Annotated in this window: 21 protein-coding genes; 12 read left to right on the forward strand and 9 right to left on the reverse strand. The window is 75.1% G+C overall.

Annotated features, from left to right (window positions below):
• Positions 1-15: 15 nt before the first annotated feature.
• Positions 16-1,158 carry an NYN domain-containing protein gene (locus EV383_RS23030; RefSeq protein ID WP_242623259.1) on the reverse strand — a complete coding sequence of 381 codons (1,143 nt, stop codon included), beginning with the start codon at positions 1,156-1,158 and terminating at the stop codon, positions 16-18.
• An 85-nt stretch (positions 1,159-1,243) separates the two neighbouring features.
• On the opposite strand from EV383_RS23030, the gene EV383_RS23035 reads away from it, so the two are divergent.
• Genes EV383_RS23035 through EV383_RS23045 form a run of 3 tightly spaced genes read left to right on the forward strand, consistent with a single transcriptional unit; the run spans position 1,244 to position 2,657 of the window.
• Entirely contained in the window at positions 1,244-1,822 is a 579-nt protein-coding gene (locus EV383_RS23035) for a maleylpyruvate isomerase N-terminal domain-containing protein (protein WP_165438469.1), read from the forward strand.
• Positions 1,823-1,881: 59 nt separating this feature from the next.
• Entirely contained in the window at positions 1,882-2,334 is a 453-nt protein-coding gene (locus tag EV383_RS23040; RefSeq protein ID WP_130291864.1) for an ATP-binding protein, read from the forward strand.
• Positions 2,331-2,657: an Asp23/Gls24 family envelope stress response protein gene (locus EV383_RS23045; RefSeq protein WP_130291865.1), complete on the forward strand. Its 327-nt coding sequence runs from the start codon at positions 2,331-2,333 to the stop codon at positions 2,655-2,657. Before EV383_RS23040 ends, EV383_RS23045 begins: the two co-directional genes overlap by 4 nt.
• 57 nt (positions 2,658-2,714) lie before the next feature.
• Here EV383_RS23045 and EV383_RS23050 read toward each other — a convergent pair whose 3' ends face one another.
• Complete coding sequence (locus tag EV383_RS23050) at positions 2,715-4,190, reverse strand: aldehyde dehydrogenase (protein WP_130291866.1); 1,476 nt, start codon at positions 4,188-4,190, stop codon at positions 2,715-2,717.
• Between the two features lie 392 nt (positions 4,191-4,582).
• On the opposite strand from EV383_RS23050, the gene EV383_RS23055 reads away from it, so the two are divergent.
• Together EV383_RS23055 and EV383_RS23060 are read left to right on the forward strand one after the other, a co-directional pair.
• Complete coding sequence (locus EV383_RS23055) at positions 4,583-5,821, forward strand: luciferase domain-containing protein (RefSeq protein WP_207223631.1); 1,239 nt, start codon at positions 4,583-4,585, stop codon at positions 5,819-5,821.
• Positions 5,818-6,141 carry a putative quinol monooxygenase gene (locus EV383_RS23060; RefSeq protein WP_130291867.1) on the forward strand — a complete coding sequence of 108 codons (324 nt, stop codon included), beginning with the start codon at positions 5,818-5,820 and terminating at the stop codon, positions 6,139-6,141. Before EV383_RS23055 ends, EV383_RS23060 begins: the two co-directional genes overlap by 4 nt.
• Before the next feature lie 30 nt (positions 6,142-6,171).
• Here the strand turns inward: EV383_RS23060 and EV383_RS23065 are convergent, their stop codons facing one another.
• Positions 6,172-6,546 carry a hypothetical protein gene (locus tag EV383_RS23065; protein ID WP_242623260.1) on the reverse strand — a complete coding sequence of 125 codons (375 nt, stop codon included), beginning with the start codon at positions 6,544-6,546 and terminating at the stop codon, positions 6,172-6,174.
• A gap of 206 nt (positions 6,547-6,752) precedes the next feature.
• On the opposite strand from EV383_RS23065, the gene EV383_RS23070 reads away from it, so the two are divergent.
• From EV383_RS23070 to EV383_RS23100, 7 genes are read left to right on the forward strand one after another with little or no spacing between them, the layout of a single operon-like run.
• The gene (locus EV383_RS23070) at positions 6,753-7,583 is read left to right on the forward strand and encodes a Rossmann-like domain-containing protein (RefSeq protein WP_130291868.1); all 831 of its coding nucleotides are present in this window, start codon (positions 6,753-6,755) and stop codon (positions 7,581-7,583) included.
• Positions 7,580-8,794: a PLP-dependent cysteine synthase family protein gene (locus EV383_RS23075; RefSeq protein ID WP_130291869.1), complete on the forward strand. Its 1,215-nt coding sequence runs from the start codon at positions 7,580-7,582 to the stop codon at positions 8,792-8,794. The genes EV383_RS23070 and EV383_RS23075 overlap by 4 nt, the downstream gene beginning before the upstream one ends.
• The gene (locus tag EV383_RS23080) at positions 8,794-10,041 is read left to right on the forward strand and encodes an MFS transporter (RefSeq protein ID WP_207223632.1); all 1,248 of its coding nucleotides are present in this window, start codon (positions 8,794-8,796) and stop codon (positions 10,039-10,041) included. The genes EV383_RS23075 and EV383_RS23080 overlap by 1 nt, the downstream gene beginning before the upstream one ends.
• 22 nt (positions 10,042-10,063) lie before the next feature.
• Entirely contained in the window at positions 10,064-11,608 is a 1,545-nt protein-coding gene (locus EV383_RS23085; RefSeq protein WP_130291870.1) for an ABC transporter substrate-binding protein, read from the forward strand.
• Positions 11,605-12,591 (forward strand): ABC transporter permease, encoded by a 987-nt coding sequence (locus EV383_RS23090; protein ID WP_242623261.1) that lies wholly within the window; start codon positions 11,605-11,607, stop codon positions 12,589-12,591. The genes EV383_RS23085 and EV383_RS23090 overlap by 4 nt, the downstream gene beginning before the upstream one ends.
• A complete protein-coding gene (locus EV383_RS23095) occupies positions 12,588-13,421 on the forward strand; it encodes an ABC transporter permease subunit (RefSeq protein ID WP_242623262.1) in 834 nt (277 codons plus the stop codon). The genes EV383_RS23090 and EV383_RS23095 overlap by 4 nt, the downstream gene beginning before the upstream one ends.
• Positions 13,418-14,881: an ABC transporter ATP-binding protein gene (locus EV383_RS23100; protein ID WP_130291871.1), complete on the forward strand. Its 1,464-nt coding sequence runs from the start codon at positions 13,418-13,420 to the stop codon at positions 14,879-14,881. Before EV383_RS23095 ends, EV383_RS23100 begins: the two co-directional genes overlap by 4 nt.
• On the opposite strand, the gene EV383_RS23105 is transcribed toward EV383_RS23100, so the two are convergent.
• From EV383_RS23105 to whiA, 6 genes are all read right to left on the reverse strand, one after another.
• Positions 14,827-15,567 (reverse strand): phytanoyl-CoA dioxygenase family protein, encoded by a 741-nt coding sequence (locus EV383_RS23105; protein WP_130291872.1) that lies wholly within the window; start codon positions 15,565-15,567, stop codon positions 14,827-14,829. The genes EV383_RS23100 and EV383_RS23105 overlap by 55 nt on opposite strands.
• A complete protein-coding gene (locus EV383_RS23110; protein WP_130291873.1) occupies positions 15,568-16,350 on the reverse strand; it encodes an ABC transporter permease in 783 nt (260 codons plus the stop codon).
• Entirely contained in the window at positions 16,347-17,294 is a 948-nt protein-coding gene (locus tag EV383_RS23115; RefSeq protein ID WP_130291874.1) for an ABC transporter permease, read from the reverse strand. The genes EV383_RS23110 and EV383_RS23115 overlap by 4 nt, the downstream gene beginning before the upstream one ends.
• A 16-nt stretch (positions 17,295-17,310) precedes the next feature.
• Positions 17,311-18,855 (reverse strand): ABC transporter substrate-binding protein, encoded by a 1,545-nt coding sequence (locus EV383_RS23120; RefSeq protein WP_130291875.1) that lies wholly within the window; start codon positions 18,853-18,855, stop codon positions 17,311-17,313.
• A 131-nt stretch (positions 18,856-18,986) separates the two neighbouring features.
• Positions 18,987-19,226: a hypothetical protein gene (locus EV383_RS23125; RefSeq protein WP_130291876.1), complete on the reverse strand. Its 240-nt coding sequence runs from the start codon at positions 19,224-19,226 to the stop codon at positions 18,987-18,989.
• A 70-nt stretch (positions 19,227-19,296) separates the two neighbouring features.
• Positions 19,297-20,271 carry a DNA-binding protein WhiA gene (whiA, locus tag EV383_RS23130; RefSeq protein ID WP_130291877.1) on the reverse strand — a complete coding sequence of 325 codons (975 nt, stop codon included), beginning with the start codon at positions 20,269-20,271 and terminating at the stop codon, positions 19,297-19,299.
• Positions 20,272-20,559: the final 288 nt, after the last annotated feature.

Genomic DNA, 20,559 nt, shown 5'->3' on the forward strand with positions numbered 1-20,559 from the left:
CCGTGGGCGTCCGGCTCAGCCGGGCAGGCGCAGGAGGTAGTCGCCCGCGTCGTCGTTCCACTCCATCGACAGCAGATCGCGGGCGCGGGCGGCCTTGGCGAAGGACAGGAAGCTGCCGAAGCCGAAGCGCTTCTCGTCGAAGTCCGGCATCCGCTTGCGGAGCTGGTTCTTCAGCCGGCTCAGCTGCGGTGAGGCACCGGACGCGGCGAGCTCGCGGACGACGTCGACCAGCAGCGCGAACGCGTCCGCGTCGGCCGGGGAGTCCTCCGGGAACCCGACCTCCGGGTCGCCCTGCGCGGAGCCGGAGGTCAGGATCAGCACGCCCTGGTTGTCCAGGTGGCGCAGCAGCTCGCCGAATCCCCGGAAGCCGTGGTCGGACTCGTCGAACGTGGGGTCCTTGCGCAGGATCGCCCGCTTGAGCCGGGACGCCAGCACCGGTCCGTCGGAGTGCCGCAGCAGGCCGGTCAGCGTACTGCCGACGAGTGCGGCGACGTCGCGCTCCTCGCTGTTCGCGACGACCGGCTCGTCCACCGGGTCCTCGACCGGCGCCGGGGCGGCGACCGGCTCCGGCGTCGCGGGCGGGGCCCCCTGGCCGGAGGGTACGGCGGGCGTCGTGGTCGCGGGTGCGGGCTTCGCGGCACCGCGGCGTCGGTTGCGCGGGCGCGGCTCGATCGTCGGCTCCACACCGGGCAGGCGGTCGTAGAACAGGAACTCGTCGCACGCCGGGGGCAGCAGCGCCGACGTCGAGTCCTGCACCCCGATCCCGATCACGCGCTTGTCCAGCTCACGCAGCTTGTGCATGAGCGGGGTGAAGTCGGAGTCGCCGGTACCGATCGCGAACGTGGTGACGAACCCGCGCTCGTAGGCCAGCTCGATCGCGTCGACGGCCAGCTTGATGTCGGCGGCGTTCTTGCGCGACCCGCCGATCCGCTGCGGGATCTCGATCAGCTCCACCTGGGCCCGGGCCATCAGGCGGCGGTCCTCGTCGAAGGCGGACCAGTCGGCGTAGGCGCGGCGGACCACGACCCGGCCCCGCTCGGCCAGCGCGTCGGCCAGCGGCCCGAAGTCGAACGGGGCCACGCCCAGCCCGTCCCGGGCCCCGATGGCCAGGTTCTCGTAGTCGAGCAACAGTGCGATGCGTTCGTCCTCGTTGGCCACGGTGTGGACTCCCTGTTCGCCGGTTGCGTCCGGGGTCGAACCTATCCCCCGCCCGCCGACGGCCCGTACCTGGGACGATGCCGACATGCGCGCCCACGACATCGAGGCCGTCACCGACGAGATGGTCCGGACCCTGCGCGGCCACGCCGACCTCGACTGGTCCGCCCCGGCCGGTGATCTCACCTGGTCCTGCCGCGACACCGCGATCCACGTCGCCGACGACCTGATCGTCTACTCCGCCCAGCTCGCCGCCGAGGCCGAGACCGACTACCTCTCCTTCGGCGTCTCCGTCCCCGACGACGCCGGGCCGGAGGAGGTGCTGCGCGTCGTCGACGCCGGTGGGGCACTGCTGGCCAGCACCGTGCGCACGGCGCACCCGGGCGCCCGCGGCTGGCACCCGGACGGCGTCGCCGACCCGGGCGGGTTCGCCGCGATGGGCGTGGTTGAGGTCCTGCTGCACACCCACGACATCGCCCGCGGGCTCGGGATCGGGTTCTCCCTGCCCGAGGACACCTGCCGCACCGTCCTGACGAGGCTGTTCCCGGACGTGCCGGCCGACCCCGAGGACGCCGCGGCGACGCTGCTGTGGGCGACCGGGCGCGGTCCCCTCGACGGGCACGGGCCGGTCGGTGCGTGGCGGTGGGACTCCTCGGTCCGGAGCTGACTTCACGGAAGTTCCGGCCGTCACGCTTCGCGACGACGGCGCGCGGGTAGTCCGCTTCCATGGCACCCGCGTTGAACGTCGAACTCGCCGCCGAGCCGCGCTCGGCGGCCCGTTCCCGACGGGCGACGACGGAGTGGCTCGCCTCGGTGTGCGGGTACGCGAGCTCCTGCGACATCGGGCAGGACATCGTCCTCGCGGTGAACGAGGCCGTCAGCAACGGTATCGAGCACGCCTACGCCGACGAAGACGGCGTGGTCACCGTGTGTGGCCGGATCGAGCACACGGCCCCGGAGCGGCGGCCCGACGGCGCCGGACCCTGCGGAGCCTTCGAGGTCTGCATCGAGGTCAGCGACAACGGCCGCTGGCGGCCCCCCGCCGCCGACCCCGGCCACCGGGGACGCGGCCTGATGATGGCCGAGGCGGCCGTCGACCACCTCGCGCTCGACAAGGGTGAGAGCGGCACCGTCGTCACGCTGCGCCGCCGGCTCGGATGCCCGGTGAGCGCGTCATGACGACCGACCCCCTGACGACCGACCCGCTGACGACCGTCACCGACGCCGACCTCGTCGCGGCCGTCGTCGCCGGCTGCCCGGCGGTGGCCGCGCTGCACGGGGGCCGCTGGGGCGAGGTCGCCACGTACCTGCCCGGCCGCCAGGTCACCGGGGTCCGGGTTCGCCCGGACCTGGTCGAGGTGCACGTCGTGGGCCGCTACCCGGTACCGGTGCCCGACATCGCACGCCAGATCCGCACCGCGCTGCAGACATCGCCGGTCACCGCCGTCGCGGGGACCCCGGTCGAGGTCGTCGTCGAGGACTACGCCGAGCCGCGCGTCTGAACGTCGGAACGGCCCGGCCCCGGCGTCGCCGGAACCGGGCCGCCCCGGAGGAGATGATCAGCCCAGCCGGTTGGCGGGGGCGTAGATCGACTTGTACTCGAGGTAGTTGTTGATGCCCTCGGGTCCGAGCTCGCGGCCGATGCCGCTGTCCTTCATGCCGCCGAACGGCGCGCCGAGGTCGATGTCGTAACGGTTGACGCCGATCGTGCCGGTCCGCACGCGGCGGGCGACGCCCAGCGCACGCTCCTCGTCGGCGGAGTACACCGAGCCGCCGAGGCCGTAGTTGCTGTCGTTGGCGATCCGCACGGCGTCGTCGTCGGAGTCGAACGGGATCACCGCGAACACCGGGCCGAAGACCTCCTCGCGGGCGAGCTGGTCGTTGTTGTCGACGTCGGCGAAGACGGTCGGCTCGACGAACCAGCCGCGGTCCTGGTCGGAGGGACGGCCGCCGCCGGTGACCAGGCGGGCCGAGGAGTTGCGGCCGACGTCGATGTAGCCCATGACCCGCTCGAGGTGGGTCTGCGACGCCATCGGGCCGAGGGTGGTCGACGAGTCCAGCGGGTTGCCGACGACCTGCCTGCGGGAGAACTCCGCGACGGCCTCGACGACCTCGTCGTAGCGGGCACGCGAGGCGAGGATGCGGGAGGCGGTGGTGCAGGTCTGGGCGTTGTTCATGAACGACGAGGTGGGCATCGCCGCGAGGAACGTGTCCAGGTCGGCGTCGTCGAGGACGATCGAGGCCGACTTGCCGCCCAGCTCCAGGGTGCAGCGGCGGATCAGGCGGCCGCACTCGGCGCCGATGATCCGGCCGGCGGCGGTGGAGCCGGTGAAGGCGACCTTGTCGACGCCCGGGTGCGAGACCAGCGACGCCCCCGCCTCACGGCCGGCGAGCACGATGTTTAGCACGCCCGGCGGCAGGCCCGCCTCCTGGGCGGCGTCGGCGAAGACGTAGGTGTCCAGCGCCGTCTCCGGGGACGGCTTGAGCACCATGGTGCAGCCGGCCGCCAGTGCCGGGGCCAGCTTGAACATGGCCAGCGCCTGCGGGTAGTTCCACGGCGTGATGGCCCCGACGACGCCGACCGGCTCGCGCCGGACGATCGTCGCGCCCTGCGCGCTCGGGCGCACGGTCTCGAGCTCGGTGTTCGAGATGACGTCGGCGTACATGCGCAACAGGCCCGCCGGCGCGGCGCCGTTGAACGCCGAGGACAGCGTGATCGGCATGCCGTTCTCCTGGCTCACCAGCTTGCTGGTGGCCTCGGAACGGGACTCGAGGGCCTCGGCGAAACGGAGCATGACCTCGGCGCGCTCGGCCGGGGTCGTACGGCTCCACGGGCCGTGGTCCAGCGCGTTGCGGGCGGCGCCCACGGCGGCGTCGATGTCGGCGTCGGTGCCCAGCGCCGCGGTGCCCAGCGACTCGCCGGTGGCGGCCTCCAGGGCGTTGTGGGTCTCGGTGCCCCGCGGCTCGACCCATTCACCGTTGATGAAGAAGCGGGTGCGGTCCAGTTCTGTGCGTGCGTCGGCGGTGACGGTCACGGTGCCTCCCGGCTGTGGGATGTCTTCACGTCGGCCCGATCGGCACCGTGGACGGAGCCGGCCGGGGCAACTTAGGCTAGCCTGTGCAAACCTATTACAGCGGACTTGCGGCCGACAAGCGTTTCGTCGACCGTTGCCATCACATCCGAAACTGCGGAAACAATCAACGATCAACGCCGCATCTACTGATATTCGACCGGATTCGTTCGCCGAGAAGCGTGGCCGGCCCGGACCGCCCAGTGGTACTCGAGCGTCGGCAGTGGCGGCATCAGCGCCTCGACCCGCATCCAGCGAGGGGACCCGTCGCCGTCGATCGGGATCTCGATCTGAGACCGCATCCGAGCCCCGGAGCCCTATCGTGCACGCAGCGCACCGATCGCAGGGAGGCCAGGGTGGCGGACGACCGACGCTCCACCGACGTCGGGGACCTCCCCGTCGTCGCCCGCTGGGGCACCGAACACCCGTCGGCCCCGCTGGTGGCGGTGTTGCACGGCAACGGGACCAGCGAGCACTCGGTGATCGAGATGTCGCCCTGGTTGCCGCACGGCCCCGTCGGCTACGGCGCGGTGCGGGCGCCGATCGAGCTCGGCGCCGGGTACCGCTGGTACCTCGACGCCGACGACGGCACTCCGGACCCGGAGAGCCTGCGCACCACCTGCGACTGGTTCCTGCGCTGGCTCGACGACGAGGGCGACCCCGCGCGCCCGGTGCTCCTGGTCGGGTTCCGCGAGGGCGTGACCGTCGTCGGTGCCCTGATGCTCGCCGCGCCGGAGCGGTTCGCCGGCGTCGCCCTGCTCTACGGCGCGCTCCCGTTCGAAGCGGGGCCGCCGATGGTGCGCGGCGGCCTGCGCGGGATGCCGGTGTTCCTCGGCCAGAGCTCGTCGGACACCCGCACCCCGGCGCACCTGCTGGCCCGGACCCGCGAGTGGCTGGCGGTCGAGAGCGGAGCACCGGTGCTGGCCGAGCAGGCGGAAGGGGCGCAGCTGGCGGGTGAGGTGGTCGGGCAGCTCGGCGCGTGGCTCGAAGACCGCCTGGACTTCCTGCGCACCCACGGCGAGAACCCGCTGCCCGACGGCGACGAGCCGGACTGGCCGGCGGTGCCCGGCGGACGGCTCCCGGACCGTGCCGGCGGGGCGCCGCGGGTGAGCGAGGGGACCCCGCAGCACCAGGTCACCGACGTCGCACCCGCCACCCTGCAGGAGACGCTGCGGACCCGGCTCGGCACGTTGCCGGGCGTGTCGGCGACGCCCGGCGCCGGGGGCACCGTCGTGCTGCGGCTCGACCGCGCCGTCGCGACGGGCCCGGACGCGGCGTTCGTGGACCCCGCCGGGGGCGGGTTCGCCCACCTGCACCCCGCGGCCCACGGCAGCCTGCACCTCGCGCTGCCCGACGAGCTGGCCTACGACGCCCTGGCCAAGGGCTGGGCCGTCGCGCACCCGCTGGCCGGGATCCGGGTGGGCTCCGGGGCGGTGCTCGTCCCCGGACCGCGTGACGACGCCGAGTCCGAGATCGTCGCCGGGATCGCCGCCGCCGCACACCGGTACGCCACAACGGCCACGGAACCACGACCTGAGACGGACCCGTCTCGCCCCGGGTCACCCCATCCGTCCACCGCCAGGAGCACAGAATGATCTTCGTCTCGATCAGGGCCGACATCCGTCCGGAGAAGCGGGAGGACTGGCTCGCCGGTGTCGTCCGCTACTCGAACGAGGTGCGGAGCGAGCCCGGCAACCTCACGTTCAGCTGCTACGAGAGCGTGGAACGGGCCAACGAGTTCGCGATCCTCGCCTCCTACGCCGACGACGACGCCGGCGCGGCGCACGTCGCGTCGGAGCACGCGCAGTGGTTCTTCGGCTGGCTGCCGTCGGTCGTCGTGGAGGTCCCGAAGATCGTCTACCAGGAGCTCCCGGGCGACGGCTGGTCGCCGATGGGCGAGGTGAAGATGGACTGACGGCGTCCTCCGCCGCCCGCGCGGCCGTTCTCAGCCGCCCGGGCGCGGGAAGACGCGTCCGGCCAGCTCGAGCGGTATCTCCGCCGCGCCCGGTCCGCCGTCGCGTACCCATTCACCGATCCCGCGGACGGTGACCTCGTCCAGGACCGCCCGGACCCAGACCGGACGCGCGCCCCGGCGGCGCGCGTCCGGCGACGGGGTCACGATCACGACGTTCGACTCGGCGCAGGGACCGAGGCAGTCGGTCGTCCGGACCAGGCCGCGGTCGCCGACCTCGTCGACCAGACGGTCGAGCAGCCGGTCGTGGTCGACGCCGGGGTGCTTGCGCGCCGTCCCGCAGCAACAGCCCCGGCAGGCCGTCACGCGCGGGACCGCCCCACCGGCCGCCCCGCCCGTCACCTGCACGCCTGTTCATGTGTGATGCACATCGTCGACCAGGCTAGACGCAGGACGGCTCCGGCAGCACCACGGCCGGTCGCGTCGAGGCGCAGGTCACGTGCTCGCGCGGTCGGCCACGACGACCCGAGGGTTCCCGACCTGCGGAGCTTGATCATTGTGCCGAAAGTGTGTTCATCTGAGCGGGTCGGCAGATGTCGTGGTGAGGAGGAGCGGTGCGGGACTGGCTCGAGGCCGGGCGGGAACGGTTCACCGGCGAGCTCCGGTCGGCCACCGCGTCGATGGTCTTCGTGGTGACCCAGGGCGTGCGCCACGCGGGACGGTCCACCGGCTACGCCAACACCGTCCTGTGCGTCCGCGTCGGTTCCGGTACCGGGACGGCGGCGGTCGCACCGGGCACGCTCACCGGCGCCGAGACGCCCCGGCTGGTCGAGGAGATCGTCGGGACGTCGGTCGCCGACCTGCTGGAGCACCCGGACCCCGCCGTGCGGCTCGCAGCGCTGGACGCGTTCCTGCTCGACCGCGCACCGCACGGCACGGACCCGGCCGCCCGCGCGGTCGTCCTGCCCCCCGGCGACACGGTGACCCGGTCGCGGTGCCGCGCCCGCACGGTGGCCGGGCTCGTCGACGCCGCGCCGAGCTCCCGCGTCGCGGTGATCGGGGTGGTGAACTCGCTGCTGGAGGCCCTGCGGGCACGGGGCCTGCAGCCGGTGCCCTGCGACCTCGCCGGCGGGGAGACCGAGTGGGGCGAGCCGGTCCTGACCGACACGGCCCGCGCCGTCGACTCCGCGGATGCGGTCCTGGCCACCGGGATGGTGCTGGCCAACGGCACCTGGCCGGAGCTGCGCGACCGGTGCCGGGCGCGCGGGATCGCCCCGTCGGTGTTCGCCCAGACCGGCAGCGCGGTGTTCGCCCACCTGCTGCGCGACGAGCTCGCCGCGCTGTCCGCGGAGCCGTTCCCGTACTTCTGGCTCACCGGCGACGCGGGAACGATCTGGACCTACGGCCCGGGCCGAGCCGGCGCGACGGAGCGGGTGAGCGCATGACCGTGCTCGCCACCGACCCGGACGCCGGGGACGAGGCACGCGACGGCCGCGTCTGCGCCTCGCCGCGCGACCTCGTCGGCGCCACCCCGCTGCTGCGCGTGACGGGTCCGCTCGCCGGCGCCCACCCCGGCTTCTGGGCGAAGCTGGAGGGCCTCGGCCCGGCCGGGATGAAGGCCCGGGCCGCGCTGTCCGTGCTGGATGCCGCCCGCCGCCGCGGCGACCTCGCTCCGGGCGCTCCGGTGGTGGAGTCCACCAGCGGCTCGCTCGGGCTCGGCCTGGCGCTGGCGTGCACCGCACTCAGGCACCCGCTCGTCGTCGTCGCCGACCGCGAGCTCGACGGGCCCACCCGCACGCTGCTGCGCGCCCGCGGCGTGCGGCTGGAGATCGTCGAGACCCCGCACCCTACCGGCGGGTGGCAGCAGGCCCGCCTGGACCGGGTCGCCCGGGTGCTCGCGACCGAGCCGGGCGCCTACTGGCCCGACCAGTACTCCAACCCGGACAACCCCGCCGGCTACGCCCCGATGGTCGCCGAGCTGGCCGGGCAGTGCGCCTCCGGCCCCGGCACGCCGCGGGTGCTGGTCTGCAGCGTCGGTACCGGCGGGCACTCCGCGGGGCTCGCCGCCGGGCTGCGACGGCGCTGGCCGGACCTGCGCGTCGTCGGCGTGGACGCGCCGAACTCCTCGGTGTTCGGGCCCGACCCCGGCCCCCGGGTGATGCGCGGGCTCGGCTCGAGCATCCATCCCGACAACGTCGACTACGCCGTGTTCGACGAGGTGCACTGGGTCGGCCCGGCCGAGGCGGCGCAGGCCTGCCGCGCCCTGGCCCGGCACACGTTCGTCACCGGCGGGTGGAGCACCGGCGCGGTCGCCCTGGTCTCGGCCCACGTCGCCCGCACCCGCGGCGACGACCGCGTCCTGACCGTCTTCCCGGACGGACCGGAGCGCTACGCGTCCACGATCTTCGACGACGCGTTCTGCGACCGGCACGGGCTGTTCGCCGCACCCGCGACGGCCCCGGTGGACGTCGCGTCGCCACCCCGTCGGGTGCCGGCCGGCTGGACCCGGTGCCGCAGCGTCGCCGACCCCTGCCGGGCGCGTCACGCCGGCACCCGTCACGCCGGCACTCGTCACGACAGCGCCCGTCACGACAGCGCCCGTCACGACCCCGCACGGACCGGACCCTGCCGGGTCTGCGGGAAGGAGGCCGCCTGATGCTGCGCTCGTTCGGCATGCTCTCGGCACCGAGCCGGCTGCTGGTCGTCAACCAGTTCGGCATCAACCTGGGCTTCTACCTGGTGCTGCCGTTCCTGGCCACTTACATGGGGAGCCTCGGCTACGCGGCCGCGACGATTGGGCTGGTGCTGGCACTGCGCAACCTGAGCCAGCAGGGCCTGTTCCTGGTCGGCGGCTCGGCCGCGGACCGGATCGGCTGCCGCCCGATGATCATTCTCGGGTGCGCGCTGCGGATCGCCGCGTTCGGGCTGTTCACCCTCGTCGACTCGCTGACCGGCCTGATCGTCGCGGCCGTGCTGACCGGTCTGGCCGGGGCGTTCTTCAACCCCGCCGTGCGGGCCTACCTGATGCACGAGGCCGGGGACCGTCGCGCCGAGGTGTTCTCGGTGTTCAACGTGTTCGCCCACGCCGGCGCGCTGGTCGGGCCGTTGCTCGGTGCGGCGCTGCTGGCCGTGGACTTCCGGCTCGTCGCCGGCGTCGCCTGCATCGTGTTCACGCTGCTGACCGTGGCCCAGCTGTTCGTGCTGCCCGCGCGGGCGATCGAGCCGCAGGACCGCGGAGTGCTGGGCAGCTGGGGTGAGGTCGTCACGAACCGGCGGTTCCTGGTGTTCGCCCTCGGCGGTGCCGGGTACTTCGCGCTCTACAACCAGCTCTACCTGGTGCTGCCGGTCGAGGCGCAGCGGGTGTCCGGCGTCGCGGGCGCGGTGAGCGCGGTGTTCGTGGTGTCGACCGTCGTCGGCATCGTCGGCCAGGTCCGGATCACCGCCTGGTGCCGGGCACGCTGGAGTGCCGGGCGGTCGATGGCGGTCGGCCTGGTCGTGATGGGTGCGGGCTTCGTCCCGCTCGGCATCGCCGCCCCGTTCCTGGCCACCGCCCCGCCCGGGCAGTGGACCGTGTCCGGGGTGCTGGCCGCGGTACCGGTGCTGTTCGGGACGGTCGTGTTCACCGTGGGGATGGCGATGACCAACCCGTTCTCGATGGCGCTGCTGCCGGTCGTGGGCAGCGAGTCGCTGGCCGGCACCTACTACGGCTTCTACTACCTGGTCTCGGCCGCCGTCGTGGCCCTGACCAACACCGGGATCGGTGAGCTGCTCGACCACGGCACCGACAGCACCCGTTGGCTCCCGTTCGCCGTGCTGCTGGCCGTCGGTGCGGCCGGCGGCGCCGTGATCGCCGTGATGCAACGGCGGGGGCTGCTCGAACCCCGCACATCCACCAGCGCCTGACGACCCCGAGGAGGGCACCCCGATGCGACCCACCGGCAGGCCGGGACCCGCACTGTCCCGCCGCACCGTCCTGGGCGGTGTGCTCGCCGCCGCGGCCGCGGTACCCCTCGCGGCCTGTTCCGGCGGCGCCGGCGGGGGCGGCGGCGAACGGCTGCGGGTGGCCTTTGCCGGCGGCGGGTCGACGGAGAACCTGGACCCGCACCTGGTGCCCCAGTTCGTCGACCAGGCGCGGGCCAAGGCGTGCTTCGACACGCTCACCGGCTGGTCGCAGGAGATGACCGCAACGCCGCGGCTGGCCGAGTCCTACGAGCCCGACGCCACCGGCACCCGCTGGCGGATCCGGCTGCGCGACACACGCTTCCACGACGGACGTCCGCTCACCGGCGCGGACGTGCTCCACACGTTCCGCCGGATCGTCGACCCGGCCACCACCGCGACCGCCGCGTCACTGTTCAAGGGCGTCGACTTCGCCGCGAGCCGGACGGTGTCGGACCGGGAGCTGGAGATCGTGCTCTCGGCGCCGAACTTCCTGTTCCCGCTGTCCTGGGGCGCTCCCGGCACCGAGATCGTGCCGCAGGGCACCACGGAGTTCTCCCGGCCGGTGGGCACCGGGCCGTTCCGCTTCGTCTCCTTCACCCCCGGCGGCCCGGCGCTCTACGCCGCCCACGACGGGTACTTCGACGGCGCTCCGGCGAGCCGCGAGCTGGAGTTCCTGCCGATCGACGAGGAGAACGCCCGCCTGGGCGCGCTGCTGTCCGGCCAGGTCGCCTACGCCCACGACCTGCGCCCGGCCAGCGCCCGCCAGCTCGAGGGCAACTCCGCCGCGCGGGTGCTGTCCGCGCCGGAGTCGACCAGCCAGTTCCTGAACCTGCGGGTCGACCGGCCGCCGTTCTCCGACCCCCGCCTGCGGGAGGCCGTCCGCCTGGGGATCGACCGGGAGGCGCTGGTCCGGGTCGTGCTGCTCGGGTCGGGCCAGGTCGGCGACGACCTGTTCGGCCCGGGCCTGCAGTACTACCCCGCCGACGTCCCCCGGGTCGCCCGTGACGTCGACCGCGCCCGCGCCCTCGTCGCGCAGGCGGGTGCCACCGGCACCCGGGTCGAGCTGCAGACCAGCAGCACCGACCCGAACTTCTCCCCCGCGGCCACGCTCATCGCCGCGCAGCTCGGCGAGATCGGGCTGGCGGCGGCACCGCGGGTGCTGGACTCGAAGACCTACTTCTCCGAGATCCGGCGCAGCGGCGTCGCCGCGTTCAGCCGCACCGGCACGCTGCCGATCCCGGACTACATCGGGCGCCGCCGGCTGACCACGTCGACGAGCAACGACTACACCGGCTACCGGAACCCGGAGGTGGACCGCCTCTACGCCGCGGCGACCGCCGCCCGGGACGAGCAGGCCCGCACCGCCGCGCTCGTCCGGGCCCAGCAGCTGGTCCGCGCCGACTCCGGCAACCTCGTCTGGGGCACGAGCAACTGGAACGTCGGCATCGCCGCGGAGCTCTCCGGCGTCGAGAACGCCCGTCCGAACAGCCATGCCTGGGCGCGGTTCGACAAGGCACGCCTCGGGTGACCGGCCTCCCGGTCATTGCGACCGCCGCGCCGGACCGTCGCCCCGGGTCCGCCCGTCTCCTCGCCCGCCGGGTGGCGGTGGCCCTGGCCCAGTTCGCCGCCGTCTCGGTGATCGTGTTCGCGCTGACGACGCTGCTGCCCGGCGACACCGCCGACGTCGTGCTCGGACCGGATGCGACCGACGACCAGGTCACCGTGCTGCGGACCGAGCTGGGCCTGGACCGCCCGGCGACCGAGCGGTTCCTCGACTGGGCCGGCGGGCTCCTGACCGGCGACCTGGGACGGTCGCTGGTCACCGGGCAGCCGGTCGCCGGGGAGCTGGCCGCACGACTGGGCGGCACCGTGCTGCTGGGCGGGCTCGCGCTCGCCCTGCTGGTCCCGGCGGCCGTGGCGCTCGGCGTGATCGCCGGACGGCGGCCCGGTTCGGGCACCGACCGCGCGCTGACCGGGACCGTCTCCGCGCTGCAGGCCGTGCCGGAGTTCGCGCTCGGCCTGGTGCTGGTCGCGCTGTTCTCGTTGCAGCTGGGCTGGCTGCCGGCCACGGCGGGCGGCGGGAGCCTGCTGAGCCCGGGCGTCCTGGTGCTGCCGGTGCTCGTCCTGGCCGCGAACCAGCTCGGGCGCCTCGCCCGCCAGATCCGCCTCGGCGTCGTCGAGACCGACCGAGCCCCGCACGTGACGCACCTGCGCCGCCTCGGCCTGCCCGAGCGGGTGGTGCTGCTGCGCCACGTCCTGCCCGGCGGCGCGCTGCCGTCACTGCAGCAGCTGGCCCGGATCGTCGACGGACTGCTCGGCGGGGTGGTCGTGGTGGAGGCCCTGTTCGCGCTGCCCGGGGTCGGGGCGGGCTTCGTCGACGCCGTCCAGGCCCGCGACCTGCCGCTGGTGCAGGGCTACGCACTGCTCTTCGCCGCGACGACGATCCTGGTGAACCTCGTCCTCGACGTCGTCTCGGCCCGCCTGGTCCCGGTGCGGGAGGACGCCCCGTGACCACGGCTGTCGCTCCGTCCCGCGCGTCCACCGTCGTCCTGGTGGTCGCCGTGGTGCTGACCGGTGTGCCGCTGCTCGCGGCGCTGGCCGGGCCGGCGCTGGTCGCCGTGCTCGGCATCGCCGCCCCGCCGGGCGCCTCCGCGCTGCTGCCCCCCGGCGACGGCGGCATGCTCGGCACCGACGCGCTGGGCCGCGACGTGCTCGCGCTCGCGCTGACCGGAGGCACCTCCGTCGTGCTGCTCACCGCCGGCGCGCTCGCCGTCGCCTACGCCGTGGGGACGCCGCTGGGGCTCGCGCTCGCCGCGACCACCCGCCGTCGCGCGGCCGCGGCCGTGCTGCGGGTGCTCGACGTGCTGCTGGTGCTGCCGTCACTGCTGATCCTGCTCGTGCTCGCGGCCACCGACCGTCGCGGCGTGGTGTGGCTGCTGCTCGCGGCCGCGGTCGTGCAGCTGCCGGCCGTCGTACGGCTGGTGCGCAGCGCGGCGTCCGCGCCGGCCCGCCGGGTCGCGCTGGAGACGATGACGATGAACGGCGAGCCGTGGTGGCGGGTCCACCTGCTGGAGACGGCCCGGTTCGTCACCGGACCGGTGCTGGTCGACGCCGGGACCCGGTTCGTGCTGGTCCTGACGCTCCTGGCGGGGGCGAACTTCCTCGGCATCGGGCTCGGGCCGGACTCCTCGGACTGGGCGGTGGTGATCGAGCAGAACACGTCGTCGCTGTTCCTCGCCCCGGCGACGCTGCTGGTCCCGGCGGGGCTGCTCGTCTCGCTCGCGGCCGGGGTCAACCTGCTCGTGGACCAGCTCTGCGACCGTACGGGGGCGACGGCGTGAGCGTCCTGGAGATCGACGGCCTGACCGCCCGGGCCGGGGACGCCGTCCTGCTCGACGGGATCGACGTGACGCTCGGCCCCGGCCGGGTGCTGGCCGTGCTCGGCCCGTCCGGGGCCGGGAAGAGCACGCTCGGCCTGGCCGTCCTCGGTGAGGCCGCACCCGGCGTCGTGCTGACCGGACGGGTGCGGGTCGCCGGCGCCGACCTCCTCGGTGCCGGGCGACGCCGGCGGGCCGGCCGGGTGGGGCACCTGCCGCAGCACCCCGGGACGGTGCTGGACCCGGTCCGGCGCGTCGGGCGGGTCCTCGACGAGCTCGCCGCGCTCGTCCATCCCGGCGACCGGGCCGCACGCGCCGCCGCGGTGGCGACCGCGCTGACCCGGGCCGGGCTCGCACCCGGTCTGGGGCAGCGGTTCCCGCACCAGCTCTCCGGCGGCCAGCAGCAGCGGATGGCCCTGGCGCAGACCCTGGTCACCGCACCCGACGTGATCGTCCTCGACGAACCGACCACCGGGCTGGACCCGGGGACCACCGACGAGGTCCTCGGCCACCTCGCGGACCTGGCCCGTGCCGGGACCGCGCTCGTCCTGCTCACCCACGACCGGTCGGTCGCCCGGCGTCTCGCCGACCGGGCCGTGGCGCTGGCGGACGGCCGGGTCGTGCGCCACGGCTCCGTCGAGGACGTCCTGGGCCCCGACCACCCCGAGCGCCCGTCGGCCGCGGCCGGGCCCGCCTCCGGTGACGGGCTCGAGGCGCTCGGCCTGCGGGTCGTCGCCCCCGGCGGCGCCGTCCTGCTCGACGGGGTGGACCTGCGCGCCGGGCCCGGGACCTGCGTCGCCGTCGCCGGGCCGTCCGGTGCGGGGAAGACGACGCTCGCGCGCGCCGTGGCCGGGCTCGTCACCCCGGTCACCGGCACCGTCGCCGTCGACGGCGCACGGCTGCCCGCGGCGCTCGCCGGCCGGGACCGCGCGCAGCGACGGGCCGTGCAGTACGTGCACCAGGACGCGCGTCCGGCGTTCCTGGAGCACCGGGCGGTCGACGAGCAGGTGGCCCGGCCCGCGGTCCTGCTGCGCGGGCTCTCCCCCGCCGACGCCCGCGCCGAGGCCCGGGCGGTGCTGGAGCGCCTCGGCGTCACCGCGGCGGTCGCGGCACGCCGGCCGGGCACGCTGTCCGGCGGTCAGCTGCAGCGTGCGGGGGTCGCCCGGGCGCTGCTGGCCCGGCCCGGCGTGCTGGTCTGCGACGAGCCGACGTCGGCGCTGGACACGCGCCACCGGGACACGCTGCTCACCGAGCTGGACCGGCACCGCCGCGAGCACGGGACCGTCGTCGTCCTCGTCAGCCACGACCTCGACGTCCTGCGCGCCGCCGACCGCGTCGTGCACCTGCACGACGGCCGCGCGGTCGCGCCTCAGGCCCGGGTGGACTCGTCGAGCGGCGGGCGCCCGGCGGGCTGGAACAGGTAGAGCAGGGCGCGGCGGTCCCGATCGGAACGGTTGGCCCGCGAGCTGTGCAGCATCAGCGTCGGGAACACCACGACCGAGCCCGCCGGTGCGGTCACCGTCACCGGGTCCGCGTCGTGGGCGCGCGGGGGCTCGTCGTCCGGGCGCGGCCCGTCGCGGTGGCTGCCGGGCACCAGCGACAGCGCGCCGTTGCCCGCGTCGGCGTCGTCGAGGAACACCATCGCGGTCACCACCTCCGACGCGGCGCGGCCGCCGAGGAACCGGGACAGGAACGAGTGGTCCTGGTGCCAGATGTACTCCGAGCCGACCCGCGCCCGCTTGACGCTGATCTTCGAGGTCAGCGGCGCGACGCCGTCGACGCCGAGCAGGTCGGCGGCGGGCCCGGTCAGCCGCGGGTCGCTCCAGTACCGCTCCAGGCGCGCGTCGAGGTGGGTGACCGGGCGCAGGTTGCGCACCGTCGGCACCCCGGTGCCGGGCTCCCAGTGCACCGACGTCGGCGTGCCGCCGTCGTGCACCGTCTGGATGCGGTGCCCGAGGTCGCTCGTCGACGCCTCGGTGACGTCGCCGGTCAGCGCGACGGCCCGTTCGACCGCCGCCTCCAGCCCGGATCGCAGCTCGGCCACCTCGGCCCCGTCGAACGCCGCGGGGGCGAGGACGTAGCCGTCGCCCCGGATCGTGGGATCCACCATCTACCTCCGTGTCCGATCGGATGTGACGATCCGCCGCCCGGCCACGGTGACCAGCACCGCGACCGCGACCACCGCGACCGACGGTACGAGCACCACGTGCGGGGCGACGAACAGGTACTCACGGCCCTCGGCGACCATCGCGCCCCACTCCGCCGTCGGCGGCGCCACCCCGAGGCCGAGGAACGACAACCCGGACACCGTCAGCAGCGTCGCGGCGAACCGGACGCACGCGTGCGCGAGCAGCGGCGGGGCGAGGTTGCGCGCGACGTGGCGGGTCAGCACGCGGATCGGGTCCGCCCCCAGCGCGACGGCGCCCTCGACGTAGTCGCGACCCCGTTCGGCGACGGTGAGCTGGTAGGCCTGGCGCGCGAACGGCGTCCACCCGACGAGCCAGACCGCGACGAGCAGCGAGCCGATCCCCGGTCCGAGGACCGCGGCCGCGAGCAGTCCGAACAGGACGGCCGGCAGGGCGGCGAGGACGTCGACGGTGCGCAGCAGGACCCGCGCGCCGGGCCCGCCCCGGTAGCCGGCCACCATGCCCGCCGCGATCCCGACGGCGCCGGTCACCAGCACCGTCACCACGCTGATCCCGAGCGTCAGCTGCGCGCCCGCCAGCAGGCGCAGCAGCAGGTCGCGGCCGAGCTGGTCGGTGCCCAGCGGGTGCGCGGGCGACGGTCCGGCGAGGATCGCGGCGAAGTCGGGGGCGTCCGGGTCGCCGGTCAGCGGCACGACCACCACCACCGCCGCGACCAGTGCGGCGGCGACGGCCCACCAGCGCGTCACGACGCCGTCTCCCGCGAGCGCGCCACCGGGTCCGCGGCCAGCCCGGCCAGCTCCACGAGGACACCGGCCGCGAGGGCGACGGCGACGAGCGCGAGCGTCCCGGCCTGGATCACCGGCAGGTCCTGGGCGAGCACGGCGTCGTAGAGCAGGCGCCCCAGGCCGGGGACGCCGAAGACGACCTCGACCACCACCGACCCGCCCAGCAGCCCGGCGACGAACATGCCCGACAGCGACGTCACCGACGTCGTCGCCAGGCGCGCGCCGTGGCGCCACAGCACCCGGCGCGCGGTCAGCCCCTTGGACCGCGCGACCGGGACGTGCGGCCGGGTGAGCACGTCGGCGGTCTCGGCGCGCACCAGCTGCGCGGCCAGCGCCGCCGGGTACACCGCGAGCGTCAGCACCGGCAGGACGACGTGCTGCGGCCCGCCCCAGCCCAGCGCGGGCAGCGCACCGGCGCCGACCGCGAACACCAGGATCAGCCACGGTGCCAGCACGAACTCCGGCACCGCGACCCCGGCCACCCCGAGCACCCCGACGGCCCGGTCGAGCAGCCCGCCCGGCCGGTCCGCCGCGACCACCCCGGCCGGGACGCCGACGAGCACGGCCAGCCCGAGCGCGAGCGCGGTCAGCAGTCCGGACACCGCCAGCGCGTCGCCGACCTGCCCGAGCACCGGCTCCCGGCTGACGAAGCCCAGGCCCAGGTCACCGCGCAGCGCGGCGCCCAGCCAGCGCAGGTACTGCACGGTCGCGCTCGCGTCGAGGCCGAACTCGGCCGCCACCCGGGCCTGCGTCGCGGCGTCCGGCACGTCGGCCGACACCCGCGCCCGCAGCACCGCCCGCGTCACGTCCACCCCGGTCAGCCGGGGCAGCGCGAACACCAGCACGGACGCGACGAGCAGCGCCGGCGGCAGCGGGAGCAACCGTCGCCACACCAGCCCCGTCACCGGGGGTCCCCGACGCTCACCCCGTGCGCTGCAGCGGCGGCAGCACCGGCCGCACCCCGAGCGGGTCCGGGACGAAGCCGGTGGCCCCGCTCAGCACCGCGGTGTTCTTCGGGTGCACCACCATCACACCGACCGCCTGATCGGTCAGCATCCGCGCCGCCTGTGCGAACAGCTGCTGGCGGGCCGCGACGTCGGTGACGGTCGGCAGCCGGGCGATCAGCGCGTCGTAGGCCGGGGAGCAGAAGTGGTCGATGTTGTAGCTGCCCTCGCAGGTGTAGTCCGAGCTCAGCGTGCTGGTGGCGTCCGGGTAGTCGGACAGGTAGCTGCGCGAGTTGAGGAACATGTCGAACCGCCCGGCGAGCACGTCGGGCTCCTGGGCGTCGTAGTTGCCGACCTGGATCTGCACGGTGACCCCGGCGCGGGCGAGCATGGCCTGGATCGCGGTGGCCAGCACCGGCAGCTCGGGACGGTTCGGGAACGTCTGCAGCCGCACGGTCAGCGGGCGCGCCGGCCCGTAGCCGGCCTGCGCGAGCAGGGTCTTCGCTCCCTCGACGTCGGCCGCGGGCGGGGGCTGGGTGACGCCCCACGGCACCGCGGCGCCGAACAGGTCCGCGGCCGGGTCCGCGGCGCCGCCGAGCACCTGCGCCGCGAGCACCGGGCGGTCGATCGCCTTCGTGACGGCCTGCCGCACCCGCAGGTCGGAGAACGGCGCGGCGGACTGGTTGAGCAGCAGCTCCACCGTGCGCGCGTTCGGGTACTCGACGACCTCGGCCCCCGACGAACGCAGCTGCGGCAGGGAGGCGTTCGGCAGCCCCTCGGCGAACTGGACGTCACCGGACTGCACCGCCAGTGCGCGGGTCTGCGGGTCGGTCACGTACCGGACGGTGACGCGCCCCGCCCCACCGCGGGTGCCCCAGTAGGCGTCGTTGCGGACCAGGACCGCGGAGTCGGTCCCGTTCACCGCGTCCAGGACGTAGGGCCCGGTCGCGGTGCGCACGACCTCCGGTGCCCCGCCGCCGGCGTAGGCGGCCGGGGACAGGATGCCGAGGTTGCCGCTGCTCATCCGCAGCGGCATCACCGGGTCCGGCGCGGAGGTGGTGATCCGGACCGCGTCCGGGCCGTCGGCGGCGACGGCGAACCCGATGCCGCGGATCGCCCGCGGCGGCGCGCTCACCCCGGCGACGTAGCGCAGCGCGGTGACGACGGCGGCCGGGTCGAGCGGGGCACCGTCGTGGAACCGGACGCCCGGGCGCAGCGTGAACCGCCAGCTGCGGCCGTCGGCGCTCTGCTGCCAGGCCGTCGCCAGCGACGGCACCGGCGCGACGTTCCCGTCGACCGAGGTCAGCGTCTCGGCGACGCCGAGGGACTGCAACCGCGCGCCGTCGTCGGCGTCGAAGGCGTAGGCCGCACGCGGCGGGAACTGCAGGGCCACGGTCAGCTCACCGTCCGGCTGCGCCGCGCCCTGGTCCGTCGCCGCTCCGCCGCAGCCGGCGAGCAGCACCGTCACAGCCGCCAGTACCGCCGCGACCCGGCCCGCGCCGGCCCGTCCACGCCCCGTCATGTGCACTCCGCCTCCCGGCCGGCCGCGCGGCCGACCCCGGCGAATCATCTGCGCAAGTGTTCAGATCGTCAATGTGATCTCGGGTGCGGAACCGGCCATCTCGCGGACATCGGAACGGACCAGGCCGCCCGTCACTCGGCCGGCACGGCGGGGCGGGCGGCACGCTCCAGCCGGCGTTCGAGGATCGACAGCCGCGCCGCGGCGCGGGCGCACGGTTCGGCGCCGCAGCCGTCCCAGGGATGGAACAGGTCGGCGTACCAGGTCGCCTCGACGAGGGCGTCGCAGAGCAGCTCGCGCCCTCCGGCCCGGAGCAGCCCCGCCTCGCACCGTCGCCGCGCACGCACCGCGTCGGCCACCGTCTCGTCCCGCATGACCGGTACTCGCCCGGACACCCTCCGGAGTTACCGGCCGGTCGGGTTCACCGCCCGATCGGGGCGTACGTCACTGCCCGACCAGGGCGTGCTCGGTGGTCGGGATGCCCTCCTGCCGGGCGAGCTGGTCGGCCATGGAGAGCAGCCGGCGGATCCGCCCGGCCACGGCGTCCTTGGTCATCACCGGGTCCGCGAGGCGACCGAGCTCGTCGAGCGAGACCTCGGCGTTGTCCACCCGCAGCCGCCCCGCCGCGCGCAGGTTCTCCGGCACGCGGTCGCCCAGGATCTCCAGCGCACGCTCCACCCGCGCCGACACCTGCGCGGCCGCGTCGGCCGACCGGCGCTGGTTGGCGTCGTCGAACCCGGCCGAGCGGCTGCCGTGCACCCGGGCCCGGACGTGCGGGCGGTGCCGCGCCCAGGCCGGCCCGCTCTCCGCCGCACCGATCATGCCGAGCAGGGACACCGCCGCGTCGGCGTCCCGGATGCTCACCCGGTCCGCCCCGCCCACCTCACGGGCGACGGCGCGCACGCCCAGCCGCCGGGCCAGGCCGACCATCGCCATCGCCGACTCCGGGCTCGGACAGAGCAGCTCCAGCGCCGGCCCGCCACCGTTTCCCAGCACCCCTCGAGCCAGGAACGCACCGCGCCAGGCCGCCGCGACGACGCCCAGGTCACCCCCGACGACGGTCGGCGGCAGCCCGCGCAGCCAGCGGCCCCGGCCGTCGGTCAGGCCGGCCCGGCGGGCCAGCTCGCTGCCGTCACCGACGACCCGGACCAGACACCCCCGGCTGCGGCGCAGCACACCGACCGGGGTGGACTCGTGCGCGGCGATGCCGAACAGCCCGCGGATCTCCCCGCACAGACGGCGTGCGACGGCCCCGGAGTCCAGCTCGGCCTCGATGACGACGCGCATCCCGGCCGCCGACGCCTCACGGTCCACCGTGCCGGCGAACCGCAGCACGGTGACCACCTCCGCGAGCCGGGCGGCCGGCTCCGCCGCACGGGCCCGCGCCAACTCGTCCTTGACCGCCACGGTCGTCGTCATCAGCGAACCCTTCTCACCGAGCGTCACGTCTGGTCACTCAACGCAATTGTGGCGTACGAGGTTCGATGTGACCGGACCCGTTGTGCCGCAATGATCCACGGTGACACCGGGGTCGCCTCGCTCGCCGCACGCGAGCGACCGCCCGTCCCGTGTGACGCTCCTGTCGACGTGGCCGGGATTTTTCGGGTTTCACCCGTCCGAGGTCGGGAATCCCGTTCTCGTCACAGCCACACGATGAGCCGAGAAGCTGGGGAGCGGTCGTCTCGTCGTCGCCGGTTCGGGGGCCGA

Source organism: Pseudonocardia sediminis (assembly GCF_004217185.1).
GTDB classification, from domain to species: domain Bacteria; phylum Actinomycetota; class Actinomycetes; order Mycobacteriales; family Pseudonocardiaceae; genus Pseudonocardia; species Pseudonocardia sediminis.

Coding starts and splice junctions, on each gene's coding strand:
- EV383_RS23120 (WP_130291875.1), bottom strand. CDS start 18,855: ATGACGGGGCGTGGACGGGCCGGCGCGGGCCGGGTCGCGGCGGTACTG.
- EV383_RS23040 (WP_130291864.1), top strand. CDS start 1,882: ATGGCACCCGCGTTGAACGTCGAACTCGCCGCCGAGCCGCGCTCGGCG.
- EV383_RS23105 (WP_130291872.1), bottom strand. CDS start 15,567: ATGGTGGATCCCACGATCCGGGGCGACGGCTACGTCCTCGCCCCCGCG.
- EV383_RS23125 (WP_130291876.1), bottom strand. CDS start 19,226: ATGCGGGACGAGACGGTGGCCGACGCGGTGCGTGCGCGGCGACGGTGC.
- EV383_RS23075 (WP_130291869.1), top strand. CDS start 7,580: ATGACCGTGCTCGCCACCGACCCGGACGCCGGGGACGAGGCACGCGAC.
- EV383_RS23060 (WP_130291867.1), top strand. CDS start 5,818: ATGATCTTCGTCTCGATCAGGGCCGACATCCGTCCGGAGAAGCGGGAG.
- EV383_RS23035 (WP_165438469.1), top strand. CDS start 1,244: ATGCGCGCCCACGACATCGAGGCCGTCACCGACGAGATGGTCCGGACC.
- EV383_RS23045 (WP_130291865.1), top strand. CDS start 2,331: ATGACGACCGACCCCCTGACGACCGACCCGCTGACGACCGTCACCGAC.
- EV383_RS23080 (WP_207223632.1), top strand. CDS start 8,794: ATGCTGCGCTCGTTCGGCATGCTCTCGGCACCGAGCCGGCTGCTGGTC.
- EV383_RS23085 (WP_130291870.1), top strand. CDS start 10,064: ATGCGACCCACCGGCAGGCCGGGACCCGCACTGTCCCGCCGCACCGTC.
- whiA (WP_130291877.1), bottom strand. CDS start 20,271: ATGACGACGACCGTGGCGGTCAAGGACGAGTTGGCGCGGGCCCGTGCG.